The organism is Oceanobacillus sp. FSL H7-0719 (assembly GCF_045040795.1).
GTDB lineage: Bacteria > Bacillota > Bacilli > Bacillales > Amphibacillaceae > Oceanobacillus.
The window spans coordinates 1336056-1352577 of sequence record NZ_CP150301.1 but is presented as its reverse complement, the minus strand read 5'-3'; the positions used below and the strand labels follow the sequence as shown (position 1 = coordinate 1352577).

Genomic DNA, 16522 nt, shown 5'->3' with positions numbered 1-16522 from the left:
AGGAGAACAGGTTATGAAAGAAATAGAACAAAAACTCTCGGGTAAGATTGAACGATTAACAAATAAAACATTTAAATTTGATGAAAGAATACGTGAGGGCTGGTTTTCGGCAGTATATTTTTTAAAAACGAAGAAAATTGCTGAAGAAAAGCTTCCAAATAATCATGTTACAATGCAGTTTTTTCAAAAAGAAGAAGCTGTTTTATGTGGGGCAGACGAGGTAATTGCTCTATTACATACCTTCGCAGATAAACCGGAAACCCTAGAGATTAAATCTTTAAAAGACGGGGATAAAATCAGTCCATATGAGACAGTCCTAACTATATCAGGGTCATACCAGCAATTCGGTTACCTGGAAGGAATTATCGATGGAATTTTAGCAAGAAGAACATCTGTGGCAACGAATGTATACAATGTGGTAAAAGCTGCAAGAACGAGTGGCGTACAAAAGCCTGTTATATTCATGGGTGATAGGGATGATCACTATACAACCCAAGCTGGTGATGGCTATGCTGCATTTATTGGTGGTTCTACTGCTCAGGCGACACATGCGATGAATGAATGGTGGGGAAAAGAAGGTATGGGAACCATGCCGCATGCCTTGATTCAAATGTTTCGCGGAGATGTTGTTGCTGCGGCTGAAGCATATCATGAAATGTTTCCAGACGATGAATTAGCGGCACTTGTAGATTATAATAATGACGTTATAACGGATTCTTTAAAGGTAGCTAAAAAGTTCGGTGAAAAATTGAAGTCTGTTCGTCTGGACACGTCCCGGACACTAGTCGATAAGTATTTCTTAAGAAATCATCATTTAATGGGAACCTTTGACCCCAGAGGCGTAAACCCAGAATTATTATTTGCTTTAAGAAAAGCTTTGGATGATGAAGGCTTCCAGCATGTTAAAATCATGGTATCAGGCGGATTCACGGAAGAACGTATTACAGAATTTGAAAAAGCCGGTGTTCCAGTTGATATGTATGGTGTAGGAAGAAGTTTGCTCCGGCTAAATTTTGGATTTACAGGCGACCTGGTGCTATTAAATGGATCACCTGAAGCAAAGGAAGGGCGGAGATTCCGCCCGAATCCGCGTTTAGAACTAGTGGAATACAGCGAATAATAGAAACAAGATAGGATGAAAGAAGTATTTTCATGTGGTAGAATTTTTGCTATAATGATTAATTGTGTGATAATCTATCACAAATAGTAAGTAAAATCCTTTTTTGAACATTTGGAGGTTCTTTTTTATGACAACTTACCATCTTATTGGTATAAAGGGAACTGGAATGAGTGCACTTGCCCAAATTCTTTTTGATTCTGGGGAAAAAGTTCAAGGTTCTGATGTTGAGAAACACTTTTTCACTGAAGAAGCACTTTTGGAAAAAAACATTCCAATCCTTCCATTCACAACTGATAATATTAAAAAAAATTATACAATAATTGCAGGTAATGCATTTTCTGATGACCACGAAGAAATTCAAGAAGCAAAACGCTTAGGCTGTACTTTTTATAGATATCATGATTTTCTTGGAGAATTGGCGAAACAATATAGAAGTATTGCAATAACTGGTTCACATGGAAAGACGTCTACGACTGGATTGCTTGCGCATGTTCTTAACGAAGCTTTCCCTATTTCTCATCTGATTGGAGATGGAACGGGAAAAGGGCATGTGGATAGTGAATATTTTGTATTTGAAGCATGTGAATACCGCCGGCATTTTCTAAGCTATGAGCCTGATTATGCAATTATGACAAATATTGATTTTGACCATCCTGATTACTTTACAAGTGTTGACGATGTGTTTAGTGCTTTCCAAGCAATGGCTGACCGTGTGAGGAAAGGCATTATTGCTTGTGGTGATGATGAATATCTTCAAAGGATTACAGCAAAAGTGCCTGTCGTTTACTATGGTTTCGGTTCAGGAAATGACTTCCAAGCACAGAATATTCAAAATACAAAAAACGGAACTTCTTTTGATGTATTTGTAAGAAATACTTTCTATGATACCTTTACAATACCAATGTATGGTGACCATCATATACTTAATGCGCTCTCGGTCATTGCTTTGTGTCATTATGAGGGTATGCCGGCAGAAGATATTAAGAAATTAAGCAGTTTTAGTGGAGTGAAGCGTCGTTTTAGCGAAAAGACCGTCGGCAAGCAAATTATTATTGACGATTATGCGCATCATCCGCGTGAAATTATGGCAACTATTGAATCAGCAAAGAAAAAATATCCCACTAAGCGTATTGTAGCAATTTTTCAACCACATACGTTTACGAGAACAAAGACCTTCTTACAAGAGTTTGCGGATAGTCTTGCAGGAGCGGATGAAATTTATCTTTGTGATATCTTTGGTTCTGCTCGAGAAGAAACAGGCAAGTTAACGATTGCTGATCTTCAAGCTTTAATTGATGATTGTAAAATGCTTGATATAAATCATACAGAGGTTCTTGAACAGTATGAGGACAGTGTGCTCCTATTCATGGGAGCAGGGGATATACAGAAGTTTATTGAGGCGTATAAGCCAGGTGTACATGACAAAATAATTAATAAGTAATAAAATGCCTGTTAGGAAGGGAGACTAAAGCTAATGATTCATGCGCTTTGGAGGAGACAACCTGCAGGCTTTTTTTATTTTAAATTGCTGTCTGCATAATTTTCATCATATTATTCGAAAATAGTGTAATAAAGTTATATACTAATGTTATTAGTTGCTCGGCAATTTTTAGTGTGTAAATGTTTAGCATCAAAGAGTTGGGGTATATTTAATTAAGTACCGTTGACATTTAGCACTATAAAGATGTTATTTAGCAATATATAAATTTTTAATTAAATGAAGGAGCTGTTTTAGAATATGGAAATCATGCTTTATACTGCTATAATCATCGCACTTATAGCTCTTGTGGTACTGACAGTCTATATTATTAATACTTTAAAAGTAACGAAGGAATTTATGAACGATGTTTCCACGACACTGGATGGAATTGAAACACAGATGAAGGGAGTTACGGATGAAACGACAGAATTATTAACAAAAACAAATCGTTTAGCAGCTGACGCAGAGCAAAAATCTGCTAAATTAGATGGGCTGCTGGATGGGGCAAGAGGTATTGGAGAAACAATCAATGAGTTTGATCATTCGTTAAAACAACTTACAAATAGTGTTTCTCGCGCTTCTCAAGAGGAACAGGAAAAAACTTCTCAAGCAGTAAAGTGGGGAGCATCTATATTAGAATATGTTTTTAAAAAAGAAAAATAGTAACCACTAAAACAATTTAAATTTAATGGAGGGAATAGAAGTGGCAGAAAATAATAACTCAAGAGATTTTACAGTCGGCGTAATTTTAGGAGCAGTAATCGGAGCATCAACAGCGTTACTATTCGCACCGAAGTCAGGCAGAGAAACCCGCAGTGACTTGAGCATGGGTGCACAGCAAATGAAATACCGTGCTGGAGAGTTTAAAGATATGGCAGCTGAAAAGAGTTCTGATTGGAAGGATAAAGCCTATACAACTGGATCTGAACTTAAAAAGAAAGCAATGAGCACTTCAGCAGACCTTACGAAGAAATCAAAAGAATTAACTAAAGCTGCAGCGGATAAAGCGCAGGAAGTTTCCAAAGCAGTGACTCAAAAAACGCAGGATTTAACAGAAAAAGCTACTGAAAAAGCAGAGGAAGCAGCTAAAGCAACAGAAGAAGCAGCAAAAACTGCAGAAAAAACAGTAAATAAAAAAGTAGAACAAGCAGCTGATAAAGCAGACAAACAGATTGACAAGTCTGCTGGCAAGGCAGAGAAAGCAGTAAACAAAACAGAAAAGACGGCGGATAAAGCAGTTAAAACAGCTGATAAAGCGGTAAACAAAGCAACTGATAATACAAAAAGTAAATAATAAAAAGCTACAGCTGGATTTGGCTGTAGCTTTTTCATTTTCCATGCGTATAAAACTTTAAAATGATTTGGTTTTACAATGCTGCATTCTCAACTCGAATAGGATAGCTCGTCAATAATTTACTTTACGCATGATATTTTAGTCTATGTTGATCACTTGTCCCAGATAATCTCAAGTTTATCTCCAGAACGAATGATCGTATCGAAACTTGCTTTTTTATCATTGCAATAGATGTTAAATTTACCTGATGCATGTGTTAAATCAATATCTACTTCACCAAAAACTTGTTGAAAAATAAATGGTGTTTGAGTTTTCTCTGTTATTTTAATTTGTTCATTTCTTTCGATTAAGCTATGAAAGTCAAGCGTTTCATCCTTTCGCATGACATGATATGCTTGCTGTCTTAATGTTACTTTTTCACCATTAAATGAAATATGAATGGATTGCCAATAGGGCTTGTCCAGTTCTTCAAAAAGATCTGCAATGTCCGGTTTATTCGCTGAGATAAGACTTAACTGATCTGATTCGTGCAGCCGGTCATTTAGAGAAGCTGCATTTCCGTTTATAAGTATTTGAGTTTCTGCTCGTATAAGATTGATTTGTTTGTGATTCACAATAACAGGGTATTCTTTTGTTAACTGCTTGCCTGGAAAATAATAATCAAAGAAATCTTCCACTTTTTCAAGTCTTTTCCACTCAATTCTATCTTTATCTTGGATAATATAGTCGGTCGAAACAGCTCGTTTATTGACGGAATAAGAATTTCCCATCTTATAGGTTTGATTTTCAAAATAAACCTGAAATTGTGCTGTATCATCAATTAACTCACCCAGAGTAATGTGGGCGGGAGCACCGTCTATTCCTTTTTCTATACGAATGTAATCCCCATTTTGGGCCGGGTTATTTACAGTTGTTTTGATTTCATTAATAAATACCTCCGGCGCTTTTCCAAATTCTCCAGGGATTGTAACATCCTGTCCATTTACAGTAACTATTTTAGCGATTCCGGGTTTTCCATATAGTCGATTGATTTCATAGCCGGCTTGCACAAGGCAGTCTCCAACCGTTAATTGGTTCATTTCAAATAAGCGCACGGTTTGACCGTTAACTTTCACACTTACATATTGAACTGGGCGTTCTTTTGCTGTAATTGCAATACCGATTGGTGTTACAAACATAGGTCCAGCAGGTAAACTATCTGTTGCCGAAAGTTGGGCGACTGCCTCAACTCCTCTTACAGCTACCCGGTTGCTTGGCAAATCTAACTTTTCGGCCAGTTTTTCTGTTATTTGCGGTGTAAGACTGCCACCGCCAACAAGCATTACAGCTCGTGGTGACTTTGCGTTGAGCTGCAGAATTTCATCTGCAATTACTCCTACCAGAGAATCAATCTTTTCTTGAATATCCTGTACTAAATTTTCATAAGAAACCTCTGTTATAAAACCAAGTATATCCTCGACTTCCGCTAATCCCTCATTCACAACTTGCCGTTTCAACAGCTCAGCTTTTGGAAAATCGAGCAGATATTGGTCACTGACCGCTTCTGTTATTTCATCACCAGCAGCTGGTACCATTCCATAGGCGACAACGGTACCTTTGTCTGTAATTGCGATGTCACTTGTTCCAGCTCCAATATCTACTAGCACAACATTTAATCTGCGCATGGATTCTGGAATTAGTACATGCAGTGCAGCGATTGGCTCAAGTGTCATAGCTTCCATTTCCAGTCCAGCTTTTGTGATAGCTGTCAGCAAGGATTCAACAACAATTTTTGGCAAGAAGGTAGCGATAATATCGGCACTTGCTTCGTTTCCTTTTTGTTCGATAAGCGAACCGATTCTCTCACCATCCAATTTGTAATAGAGAAGAGAGTAGCCGACACAATAATAATTACTGTAGCTGTCATTTCCGTGTTCATTTGTCAGTTTTTCCTGTGCTGCTTGTAATGCCGAAAGCTCAAGATGTTTAACATCCTCCCTTGTATGGATGGGGTATGTTTTTAAATCAACTACTGCACGTGCTTCAATCGTTTTTAGTGCTCGACCAGCAGCTGCAACACAAACTTTATGTAATGAATAGCCAAGGCGGTCTTCTAACGTTTCCTTTACTGTATTAATAATGTTTGCCACAGCTATTACATCGTGGATTTGGCCATCACGCATAGAACGGTCATCATGTTCTTTTGTATAATGATCTATAATTTTAAATGAATCATTTTCTTTTTGAATAATCGTCCCTGTGACAGAACGTGTTCCAATATCGAGGGCAAAAATCACATCATCCAAAATGTATTGCTCCTTTCCAGCAAATAGATATGCTTTGAAGAAAAGTATTTTTATAATGTATTCTATGTGCTTATCTCTCTTATACTACCAAAAGATGCTTCTCATTTCATTCTGAGTGTGTTTATTTTGATGAAAAAAGCTTTATAAAAATAACTTCATAGATATATTATAAACTTAATAGTGACAAATGGTCGATATTTGGCTATAATTGTTTCTAATTATTAAAATCATTACAGGAGGCGTATGGGATGAGCAGTAATAAAATGGAACAACTTAGAAACCAGCTAGATGAAGTGAACTTAGAAATTCTGAACTTAATTAATCGCCGGGCAGAATTAGTTCAAGAAATTGGCGAAGTGAAGAGCAAGCAGAGTATGTATCGTTTTGATCCTATACGTGAAAGGGAAATGCTTGATTTAATTAAAAAGCATAATAATGGACCGTTTGAAAATGCAACAATTGATCATATTTTCAAAGAAATTTTTAAAGCAGGACTTGAACTTCAAAAAGATGATGGGAAGAAAGCTTTACTAGTTTCCCGTAAAAAACAAGCTGAAAACACTGTAATTGAAATTAATGGAGCAACGATAGGTGATGGGAGTGCTAATTATATCTTTGGACCATGTGCGGTTGAAAGCTATGAACAGGTTGCTCAAGTAGCAGAAACAATCAAATCAAAAGGTTTAAAACTATTGCGCGGGGGAGCATTTAAACCACGTACATCGCCATATGATTTCCAGGGTCTTGGAGTAGAAGGATTACAAATTCTCAAGCGTGTCGCTGATGAATATGGACTTGCGGTTATAAGTGAAATTGTTAACCCAGCACATATTGAGGAAGCGGTTGAGTATATTGATGTCATTCAAATTGGTGCAAGAAATATGCAAAACTTCGAATTACTAAAAGCTGCTGGAGATGTGAACAAACCGGTTCTGCTTAAGCGGGGATTATCTGCAACCATTTCTGAGTTCATTAATGCTGCAGAATACATTATTTCACGCGGTAATCCAAATATCATTCTTTGTGAGCGCGGGATTAGAACATATGAAACTGCTACGAGAAATACACTGGATATTTCCGCGGTGCCAGTATTAAAGAAAGAAACGCATCTTCCGATTATGGTAGATGTAACACATTCCACAGGGAGACGAGATTTATTACTCCCAGCGGCTAAAGCGGCTCTCGCAATTGGCGCAGATGGGATTATGGCAGAAGTGCATCCGGATCCTGCGGTAGCATTATCTGATTCGGCTCAGCAGATGGATATTCCAACATTCGATCGTTTCTTCGAAGAAATAACAGATTTGGAAAGACGTTTGAAATAGCAGAAACTGCTTCCTGAAGAGGGAAGCAGTTTTTAATTGGATTATTTTAGAATGAAAATGGGAATAATTTAAAAGAGTGTGAAAGTAATTTTTCTGCAAAAAATACGAATAAAAGCTAGAAAAACTCCTATTTATTTTGAAAAAATTTTCATGGTAGCGTATGATATAAAAAAGGAGTACGAATTTACTGGAGGTATCTTGATGACAATAACAATTTATGATGTCGCGCGAGAAGCTAACGTATCCATGGCTACTGTCTCGCGTGTTGTGAATGGCAACCCGAATGTGAAACCAACCACAAGAAAGAAAGTATTAGCTACTATTGAACGCTTAGGCTATCGCCCGAATGCTGTGGCTCGTGGATTGGCAAGTAAAAAAACAACAACAGTCGGAGCTATCATTCCAGACATATCTAATATTTTCTTTTCTGAATTAGCACGAGGAATCGAAGACATCGCAACAATGTATAAGTATAATATTATTTTAAGTAATTCAGATTCGAATAAGGAAAAAGAATTACAGCTTATTAATACAATGCTGGAAAAACAAGTAGATGGAATTTTGTTTATGGGCGGCAATATAACGGAAGAACATATCCAGCAATTTAAAACAGCATCTGTTCCAGTAGTCTTGGCTGCTACTTATGATTCTACTGATGTTATACCATCGGTTAATATAGATTATGAACTGGCTGCATATGAAGCGACTAAAGAACTGATTGCTGGCGGCAATGAACAGCCGGCACTAGTTGCTGGGACAAATGATTCAATGGTTAATAATTTAAAGTATGAAGGGTATCTTCGGGCTTTAAAGGAAGCAAATATTGAGGTGGATGACTCCTATATTATTAAGGGCGAGTATTCATATAACGGCGGGCTCTCAGCAGTTGAGAAGCTGCTGGAATTAGATAAACTCCCTTCGTCAGTCTTTGTTACCTTTGATGAAATTGCAATCGGTGTGATTCATGGTTTTCAAGACCGCGGCTATAAGGTTCCTGAAGATGTACAAGTATTTGGTTTCGATAATACGAAGCTTGCGAAAATGGTGCGTCCGACCCTTTCGACAGTTGTTCAGCCAATGTATGACATTGGAGCAGTAGCGATGCGATTGCTGACGAAGTATATGAATAAAGAAGAAGTGTCAGATAAAAATGTTGTCCTTCCGCATCGTTTAGAGAAAAGAAATTCAACAGTTCATGATGAACAATAATGTTTTTAAAAAAGCAGAAACGAGAGCGATTCTCTCATTTCTGCTTTTTAATGTTAAAAATTAGCCGTTTTCATTGCATCTAAAACGATAGCTTTCTCAGAAAAATTAATTAATTTATCCCCAATGACTTGCGTATTTTCGTGCCCTTTACCAGCAAGCAGAATGAAATCATTTTTATTGCTTACTTCAATTGCATGGCGTATCGCTTGTTCCCGATCTTTTATAGCGATATAGTTGCCGTTATATTTCTCAATTGCAGCAGTGGTTTCTGCCATCATCTGATCAATATCATGATTTTTTGGATTGTCTAAAGTAACTACAGAGAGGTCTGCGTTTTCTGCGGCCACTCGTCCCATTCCGGAACGTTTTTCTGTACCGCTTTCTGACATATCTGCGTAAACACCGAAGACAACAATAATTTTGCCTTTCACAAATGGTCTGAGAACGTCGATTGTTTTTTTCAAGGCATCCTCAGTATGAGCAAAATCTACGATTACTTTAAAATCATCCTTTTCATAGACAACTTCCAATCTGCCGGAAATATTCTTGACCCTATCTAATCCGGTTTTAATATCTTCCAGACTTATTCCATTGCAATACGCAGCAGCAATTGCTGCAAGACTATTTGAAACATAAATTTCACCTGGCTGGTGAATCGTGATTTCAGCTGTCTCATTTGGTGTGTGAAGTGTAAAGGTTGTTTCGTTAAAGTTATATTTGATATTAGTAGCATAGAAATCAGCTTTTTTATGAATGCCATAGGCAATCGTTTTTACAGTTTGGTTTTCGAGCTGTTCAATCAACTTTTGACCATATACATCATCTGCATTAATGATATTGACATCCTCTGTCATCTGGAAAAGCATTGCCTTTGCCTGGAAATAATCTTCCATTGATTTATGCAGTTCTAAATGGTCTGGACTTAAATTAGTGAAGATCCCTGTATTAAAGCTTGTAGCAGCCACTCTGTCCAATTGTAAGGCATGGGAGGAAACCTCCATTAAACAAAAGTTCGTCTCAGCTTGATTCATTTCAGCAAAGAATTGCTGTAAATTCAGGGACTCGGGTGTTGTATTATCATTAATAATTGATTTTCCATTAATATTCGTTCCTAGTGTTCCAATTACACCGACAGATTGCTGAGCTGTTTCAAGAATTGATTTAATATAGTAGGTGATTGACGTTTTTCCATTCGTACCCGTTACTCCAATCATCTTTAACTTCTCTGAAGGCTGTTCATAGAAGTTAGCGCTTATTTGTGCTAGAGCCTTCCGCGCGTTCTTAACTAGAAACTGCGGAATGTCAATATGTTCTTGATACTCTTCGACAACAGCGATAATTGCTCCGCGTGTCGCAGCATCTGCAAGATACTTATGTCCATCTGTTTGATAGCCGCGAATGCACACAAATAGATAATCCTCTGCAACCATCTGTGAATGATAAGATACACCTGCAATCTCAATATCCTGCATATCCATAATTGGATTATTTTCTATTTCTACCGTTTTTAATAGTTCATGTAGTTTCATGTGTAAAATCCTTTCTGGTACTTTCGATTTCATTTTCTTTCTAAATCAAGACAAGAAATCAGTCCAGCAACAGTGGATGATTTCTCAATAATTATATCTTTAATTATAGGTAAAGTCTATTGAAGAAAAGAAATCTTGGTATACTAAGGATTTATATTTTGCCTCTGAGAATGCTTTGTGTATTTCAGCATACTTTGTAACAGTTTATTGTTTTTCTCTTCTATTTCAGTTTTCCTCGGAATGTGTGGCAAAGCATCTTCACCGTCATGCCAAGCAGGTGGGAGGGCTACTGGAGCTTCCGGCTGCCATTTGCTTAACCAATCATCTGGAATACTTCCTTCGAGTACTTTATTATACTTCATGACGCTCCACAGCTGAGACCATGCTCTTGGAACAACGCGCCAAATATCATAACCGCCCCCGCCAGTTGCGACCCATTTGCCATCACAGTATTGATGTGCGAGTTCGTGTGCCAGCTGTGGAATCTTTTCATAAATTGCCATTGTACCGCATAAATGGGTCAGTGGATCATATACATGAGCATCTGCACCGTTTTGGGTTAAAATAATATCCGGCTGAAAGTATGCTGCAATCTCTTTGAATGCGGTTTCATAAAGCTGCAGGAAAGATTCATCTTGCGTGAACGCATCAATGGGCAAATTGAAGGAATAGCCATGGCCTTCTTTAATCCCGCGCTCATCAACGTTTCCTGTTCCAGGAAAGAGGTATCTTCCAGTCTCATGAATGGAAAAGGTGCATACATTTGGATCATCATAAAATGCTAATTGAACACCATCTCCATGATGTGCATCTGTATCGACATAGAGTACTTTTAGATTATACTTTTCCCGAAGATACTTAATTGCGATTGCGCCATCATTATAGATACAAAAACCAGCTGCCTGCCGCTGAAAGCCATGGTGCAGGCCGCCACCCAGATTTAGAGCATGCAGCGTTTCACCGTTTAAAACTGCATCAACTGCTGTCAATGTGCCTCCTACAAGATAGCTGGATGCCTCGTGCATATTGGCAAACATTGGAGTGTCTTCGGTTCCCAATCCAAAAACAATACCTTTATCTTCACCCAGTCTATTTTGACTAGCCCTTTTAACCGCCTCAATGTATTGCACATCGTGAAAAAGTGCTAATTCCTCATCTGTAGCTTTTCTCGGGGGAATAATATCCTCCGGGTCGAGCAAATTCATACATTCTAATAAATCCTTTGTAAGTAATACGCGTTTTTGATTAAAGGGATGCTCGGGATTAAAATGATAGGTTAAAAATTCATTAGAAAAAATAAATTTAGCATGTTGCATCATAACTTTGGCTCCATTATATTATTTGGCCATAGCAGTGGAAAGCCAGCATCCCGGATATCTTTGATAATTGGCATCGGATTCATTGTTTGCACACGAAAAACAAGGACTTTATAATGCGGGTCATCGTTATAAGGATAAATAAGGACGGAAGCAATATTCACATTATGATTACCGAAAATCTGTGCAACCTCTGGCAATATGCCAGGGCGATGCGGAACTTTTACTTCAATTTGTGATCCTTTAACATGTGTGCCGGTTAGTTGGATTAATTTGTGCAGCATATGTTTCTCGGTTACAACGCCTACAAGCTTATTATTGCTTACTACAGGGACACAGGCGAATTCTTTATCATAAAAAATACGGGCAATCTCTTCGACAAAATCCATTGGATGAACTGTAACAACGGGCTGACTCATAATCGTTTGAATTTCGTTCTGAAGTTCCTGACTTTCACCGTCTTTAATGAATATTGATGGACTGGCATCACGTACATCTCTGTCAGAAACGATGCCAATTACTTGATTCTCTTCATCAACAATTGGAATATGCCTGATTCGGTGTTTCTTTAATAATTTTAAAGCTTCTTCAATTGTAGCAGTCGGCGACAGGCTAACAACGTCTCTGTTCATAATTGTCTCTACAAGCATTTATAATCCCTCTCTCATTTTCCTTTGATTATGCCTCGTTAAAAATCTGAGCTGGTTAAATCTATCTATCGATGCTTCTGGCACATTCTTTCCAATACGCGCCATTAAACAATTTGCTGGATGTGAGATGATTTCAGGGTCATCTGTTGGGGCGGGAGTTAAGCCGCCAGCTGCCATCATTTTCTCCATGATTTTACGGTAATTCCAGATACTCAATTTTGTGCCTTCAAGATCCCAATGCCAATAATATTCAGTTGATATAACGATATAATTTTCCATAAATGGGTCCATCATTGAAACTTTGAGCAGATTAGATGCCACGCGTTCTCCACGATATTCGGGTATTATTTCAATTGCACCTAGGACGATTAAATCTTTCATATTGAATTCTGACCACCGTTCTAAGGGGTCAGGGTAAAGATATGTAACATATCCAACAATCATTTCCTCTGTACGTGCAACCATTATTCTGCCTTCGGGACAATCAGCAATACTTATAATTGCCTCAAATTGCTTTGCGGCTGGGCGAAATGCTGTCAGCTTTTCGTGAAAATTATATTTTTGCAATTGGTCAGATCGGAGCGGCCCCTCTATGATAATTGGGCCATTCGATGTCATATAGGTTATCGAATGATAATTTTTCTCATGCTTCACTCTGTCACCACCTAATATTTTTAATGCGCTTACATTCAGTATACAGTATTTACAGGGAAAAATTTAGACAGTTTATCAAGTTTCATAATTTTTTTAAAAAATGAAGTCAGTTATCGTTGCTGCAGCGGGATAATGACGTAGAAACTTTGTTGGGGTTTCTTAAAAGCTGGATTATATTAAAATAATACAGCTTTTAAGTTAGTTATCAGCAGTTACTATCAATTTTCGTGGTGAAGGGGATGTATTTTCTTTCGCATGATAAGAAGTTTATATATTTCCAGTCAGCATTATAAAATGAAGGTGAATTTATATTGTTCTTACGTGAAAGCTGAGGGAAAAGAAAAAGCCGAGAGCTTGAGGCTCTCGACTGTTAATCTTCTTTATCATCAGCATCTTTCTTCTTGTCTGTTTCTTTTTTGTCATCTTTAGACGCACCATCTTTTTTATCTTTCTTTGTTTCCTTGCTTTCCTGTTTTTCTTCTGATTTTTCATCTGCATTTGTTGTTTTTTCTTCAGGTTCCGGTGTCTCGCCAACAATAACTGTATTCGATTCTTTTGATTCATCCCCGAAATAATCAACTGCTTTTACATAGTATACGGCATTTTTCTTGCCAATTGAATATTCGGTAGAGGCAGTGCTTCCAACCCGTGAGAATTTACTGCCAGGCTCTTTCGCTTCGTATATTCTGTAACCTACAACATCCTTACTTCCTGAAGCATTCCAAGTTAATTTATTGCCAGAAGCTTTAACAGAAGTTGGTGATGCAGGTGCCTTATTATCATTTGAAATAGTATTGCTGCTAGCTGCTGAGCCACCAGGCATACCAATGTTCTCCCATTTACTGCGATCGCCATTTGCCGGCAGCATGAGAGCGGGATTGCTTAGCTTATCGATACCGAATTTCTGTAAATATTCCGGAGTAAACATGAGACCGTTACCGTTCGTAAACTCTCCGGGAGTATCTGGGCCAGCTGAGACAGACTGTCCGTTTACTTTGATATGAGTTCCAGTTGTTAAACTATTGTCTTTTTCAGTTGGTACGAATTTTGCATTAAATAATCCTGTTTTAACCAATCCGGCTTTTTCACATAATTCACTTGGTAGCATTCCTGAAAGGGCACAATAACTTCTTGAAACAATGCCATCAGGCTGCTGGAAGTTTTGTGAAGGTGCAACAAGCTCAGGATTGATATCACTGGCAGCATTTACTAATTCCGCCCACAGCTTCATATTGCGGTTGCTGTGGTATAAATCACAGGATTTACATTCTAACGAATCTGGATGTTCGTATCCAAGCCATGTTCCCATTGTAATATTAGGATTGCTCCCGAAAAAGTGAACATTTTCCACATTTTGGGAAGTACCTGTTTTACCGGCCCAGTCAACGTTTTGGTATTTAAGTTGTGAGTTAAGGTAAGTTCCAGTACCTTTTGAGATGACATCACGCATCATATCAATAAGTAAATAGCTTGTTTGCGGTGAGAATACTTCAACTGGATCTGCTTTATGTTCATAAATTGTTTCACCATCTTTAGTCGTAATTTTCTCGATGATATATGCATCAATAAACTTGCCGTTATTTGCGATGGTTGAAAAAGCATTTGCTGTTTCTTCCAGCGTTATGCCGCGAGTTGTACCGCCAATTGCTAGTGATGGATGTGTATATTCATCCTCTTCGATAGTGGTTATGCCCATTTTATTTAGATATTTATCAACTGGATTTTCATCCATCATTCTTAAATAAGTGCGAACTGCTGGCACATTAAAGGAAAATGCCAAATGTTCCTTAGCTGACATAAGACCATGATGTCTTAAATCTACGTTTCTAATCTCCGAAGATCCGCCTCCGCTTTTAACAAATAAGGGGATGTCAGCTATTGGAGTACCAGGGTGAATTAATCCTTCTTCCAAAGCAGGTCCATAGGCAAGGAGCGGCTTCATCGTACTTCCGATTGATCTGACTCTTTTCGTATAGTTTAATTGATCTTCAAGACTGTATTGCCGGCTGCCTAGGAAGCTGATGATTTTTCCTGTAGAGTTTTCAATCATTACCCCCGCGGCCTGGACGTATTGTTTTTCTTGGATTTCTCCATTAGCTGTTTTCAAATTTGTAATCGTATCCGGGCCATAATGCTGATATTCTTTTGCAACCTTTTGGAAAGCATCATACAAATCTTTATCAATAGTAGTGTGAATCTCGTATCCATTAATCCGTAAAGCACGAGATGCCATATTTTCATATTCTTCCTTTAATTCGGGTCTTGCTTTTATATCTTGGGCAGTGTGACCGCCTTCTTCAACGAAATAGTCAAAGAGAATTTTTTCAGCCCGTGTTTCGATTTCTGCTGTCAAAATTGGATAGCGTTCAAAAGGTGATTCTTCTTCTTCTTTAAAATCTTCTACAAGGTTATAATTTAGTGCTTCCTCATATTGTTCCTTTGTAATATATTCCATGTCATACATACGATTTAGAACAGTTTTCATTCTGTTTAATCCAGGCTGTATCCCATCCTCACCTTTTAAACCGCCACCGCCTGTAAAAGGAGTATAGGCAGAAGGGCTTTGTGGCAATCCTGCTAAGTATGCAGCCTGCGCGAGATTTACTTCACTTGCGTCGATCCCGAAGATGCCGTTTGCAGCTGTCTGAACTCCGGCAATATTTCTTCCCGAAGAGTCTCTTCCATATGGAACAATATTCAGGTATGCTTCAAGAATTTCATCTTTCTCAAAGAAACGCTCTAGACGCAGCGCAAGCAGAATTTCTTTTGCTTTTCTCTCGAATGATACTTCATTCGTCAAAATCTGATTCTTGATTAATTGCTGTGTCAATGTACTTCCGCCAGTTTGAGTAGCGGAGCTTGAAACCTCTTGATAGACGGCACGCAAAATCGCTTTAGGAACAACACCTTTATGCTCGTTAAAATGTTCATCCTCTGTAGCAATTACGGCTTTGAGGAGCAAAGGTTCAATTTGATCGAGTGTTGTTTCATCACGATGAATATCCGCGCTCAACTCTCCGAAATAAACATTGTTTGCGAAGTACATTCTGGATGTTTCGGCGTAATCATAAATATCCTGTGCCATTGTTTCGTAATCGAGAATTTTTTCATCTTTAACGAGTGAAGCAAAATATCCTGCACCAATCCCGCCAACGAAAAAGAAACCAATAAAACCGACGATGAGAAAGAATAAAGTAACATTCCAGACAACCCCATATGTAATACGTGTGTTTCGTTGGATTTTACCAGTTTTCCAGATGGTCTTAAATTTATGAAGTGCATTTTTTATGCTTTCTTTATAATTCATTTGAAACCCTCCTAAAATACGTTTATAATTATACCATATCTATCTTTTTTCATGAATTGTTTTTTAATTTTTCGTTGCATCTTAATCGTTCTTATGTTTATAATGTATATTAACTTTACATAGCCTTTTGCGAAGAAGGAAGTCAGTAGCCTGGTAAATCCCTATTACAGAGAGTTGGCGGGGGTGTAAGCCAATATAAATTTACAGGTGAATTACAGTCTGGAGCATTTCTTTTGGTGTAGAATCAAAAGAGCGGTGGAGACATCGTTAACAATCCCAAGTGGCAATCTGATTGCAACAAGGGTGGTACCGCGTGTTTAAGCTCGTCCCTTTTCTGAAGGGCGGGCTTTTTT

General features: G+C 38.0%; 12 protein-coding genes and 1 other annotated feature. Of the genes, 6 read left to right on the top strand and 6 right to left on the bottom strand.

What is annotated here, in order from left to right; translation table 11 throughout:
- Positions 1-13 precede the first annotated feature (13 nt).
- The 4 genes from NST93_RS07210 to NST93_RS07195 all read left to right on the top strand — a co-directional run bounded on the left by NST93_RS07210 (position 14) and on the right by NST93_RS07195 (position 3894).
- Complete coding sequence (locus tag NST93_RS07210) at positions 14-1120, top strand: nicotinate phosphoribosyltransferase (RefSeq protein ID WP_405102631.1); 1107 nt, start codon at positions 14-16, stop codon at positions 1118-1120.
- 127 nt (positions 1121-1247) lie between these two features.
- Entirely contained in the window at positions 1248-2561 is a 1314-nt protein-coding gene (gene murC, locus NST93_RS07205) for a UDP-N-acetylmuramate--L-alanine ligase (RefSeq protein ID WP_405102629.1), read from the top strand.
- Between the two features lie 297 nt (positions 2562-2858).
- Positions 2859-3263, top strand: a complete 405-nt coding sequence (locus NST93_RS07200; protein ID WP_405102628.1) for a DUF948 domain-containing protein — start codon at positions 2859-2861, stop codon at positions 3261-3263.
- A gap of 40 nt (positions 3264-3303) precedes the next feature.
- Positions 3304-3894: a YtxH domain-containing protein gene (locus NST93_RS07195; RefSeq protein WP_405102626.1), complete on the top strand. Its 591-nt coding sequence runs from the start codon at positions 3304-3306 to the stop codon at positions 3892-3894.
- 152 nt (positions 3895-4046) lie between these two features.
- Here the strand turns inward: NST93_RS07195 and NST93_RS07190 are convergent, their stop codons facing one another.
- Complete coding sequence (locus NST93_RS07190; protein WP_405103788.1) at positions 4047-6170, bottom strand: cell division protein FtsA; 2124 nt, start codon at positions 6168-6170, stop codon at positions 4047-4049.
- A gap of 257 nt (positions 6171-6427) precedes the next feature.
- Here NST93_RS07190 and NST93_RS07185 point away from each other — a divergent pair, with 257 nt between their 5' ends.
- Positions 6428-7504, top strand: coding sequence for a bifunctional 3-deoxy-7-phosphoheptulonate synthase/chorismate mutase (locus NST93_RS07185; protein WP_405102624.1), 1077 nt, complete (start codon positions 6428-6430; stop codon positions 7502-7504).
- Positions 7505-7705: 201 nt separating this feature from the next.
- Positions 7706-8713, top strand: coding sequence for a catabolite control protein A (gene ccpA / locus NST93_RS07180; protein ID WP_405102622.1), 1008 nt, complete (start codon positions 7706-7708; stop codon positions 8711-8713).
- Positions 8714-8766: 53 nt separating this feature from the next.
- Here ccpA and NST93_RS07175 read toward each other — a convergent pair whose 3' ends face one another.
- From NST93_RS07175 to NST93_RS07155, 5 genes are all read right to left on the bottom strand, one after another.
- Positions 8767-10242: a UDP-N-acetylmuramoyl-L-alanyl-D-glutamate--2,6-diaminopimelate ligase gene (locus tag NST93_RS07175; RefSeq protein ID WP_405102620.1), complete on the bottom strand. Its 1476-nt coding sequence runs from the start codon at positions 10240-10242 to the stop codon at positions 8767-8769.
- A gap of 143 nt (positions 10243-10385) precedes the next feature.
- Positions 10386-11561, bottom strand: a complete 1176-nt coding sequence (locus NST93_RS07170) for an acetoin utilization protein AcuC (RefSeq protein WP_405102618.1) — start codon at positions 11559-11561, stop codon at positions 10386-10388.
- Entirely contained in the window at positions 11558-12208 is a 651-nt protein-coding gene (locus NST93_RS07165) for an acetoin utilization AcuB family protein (RefSeq protein ID WP_405102616.1), read from the bottom strand. The genes NST93_RS07170 and NST93_RS07165 overlap by 4 nt, the downstream gene beginning before the upstream one ends.
- Positions 12209-12862, bottom strand: coding sequence for a GNAT family N-acetyltransferase (locus NST93_RS07160; RefSeq protein WP_405102614.1), 654 nt, complete (start codon positions 12860-12862; stop codon positions 12209-12211).
- Positions 12863-13232: 370 nt separating this feature from the next.
- Positions 13233-16169, bottom strand: a complete 2937-nt coding sequence (locus tag NST93_RS07155) for a transglycosylase domain-containing protein (protein WP_405102612.1) — start codon at positions 16167-16169, stop codon at positions 13233-13235.
- A gap of 123 nt (positions 16170-16292) precedes the next feature.
- Positions 16293-16503: a binding site (T-box leader), on the top strand.
- Positions 16504-16522 lie beyond the last annotated feature (19 nt).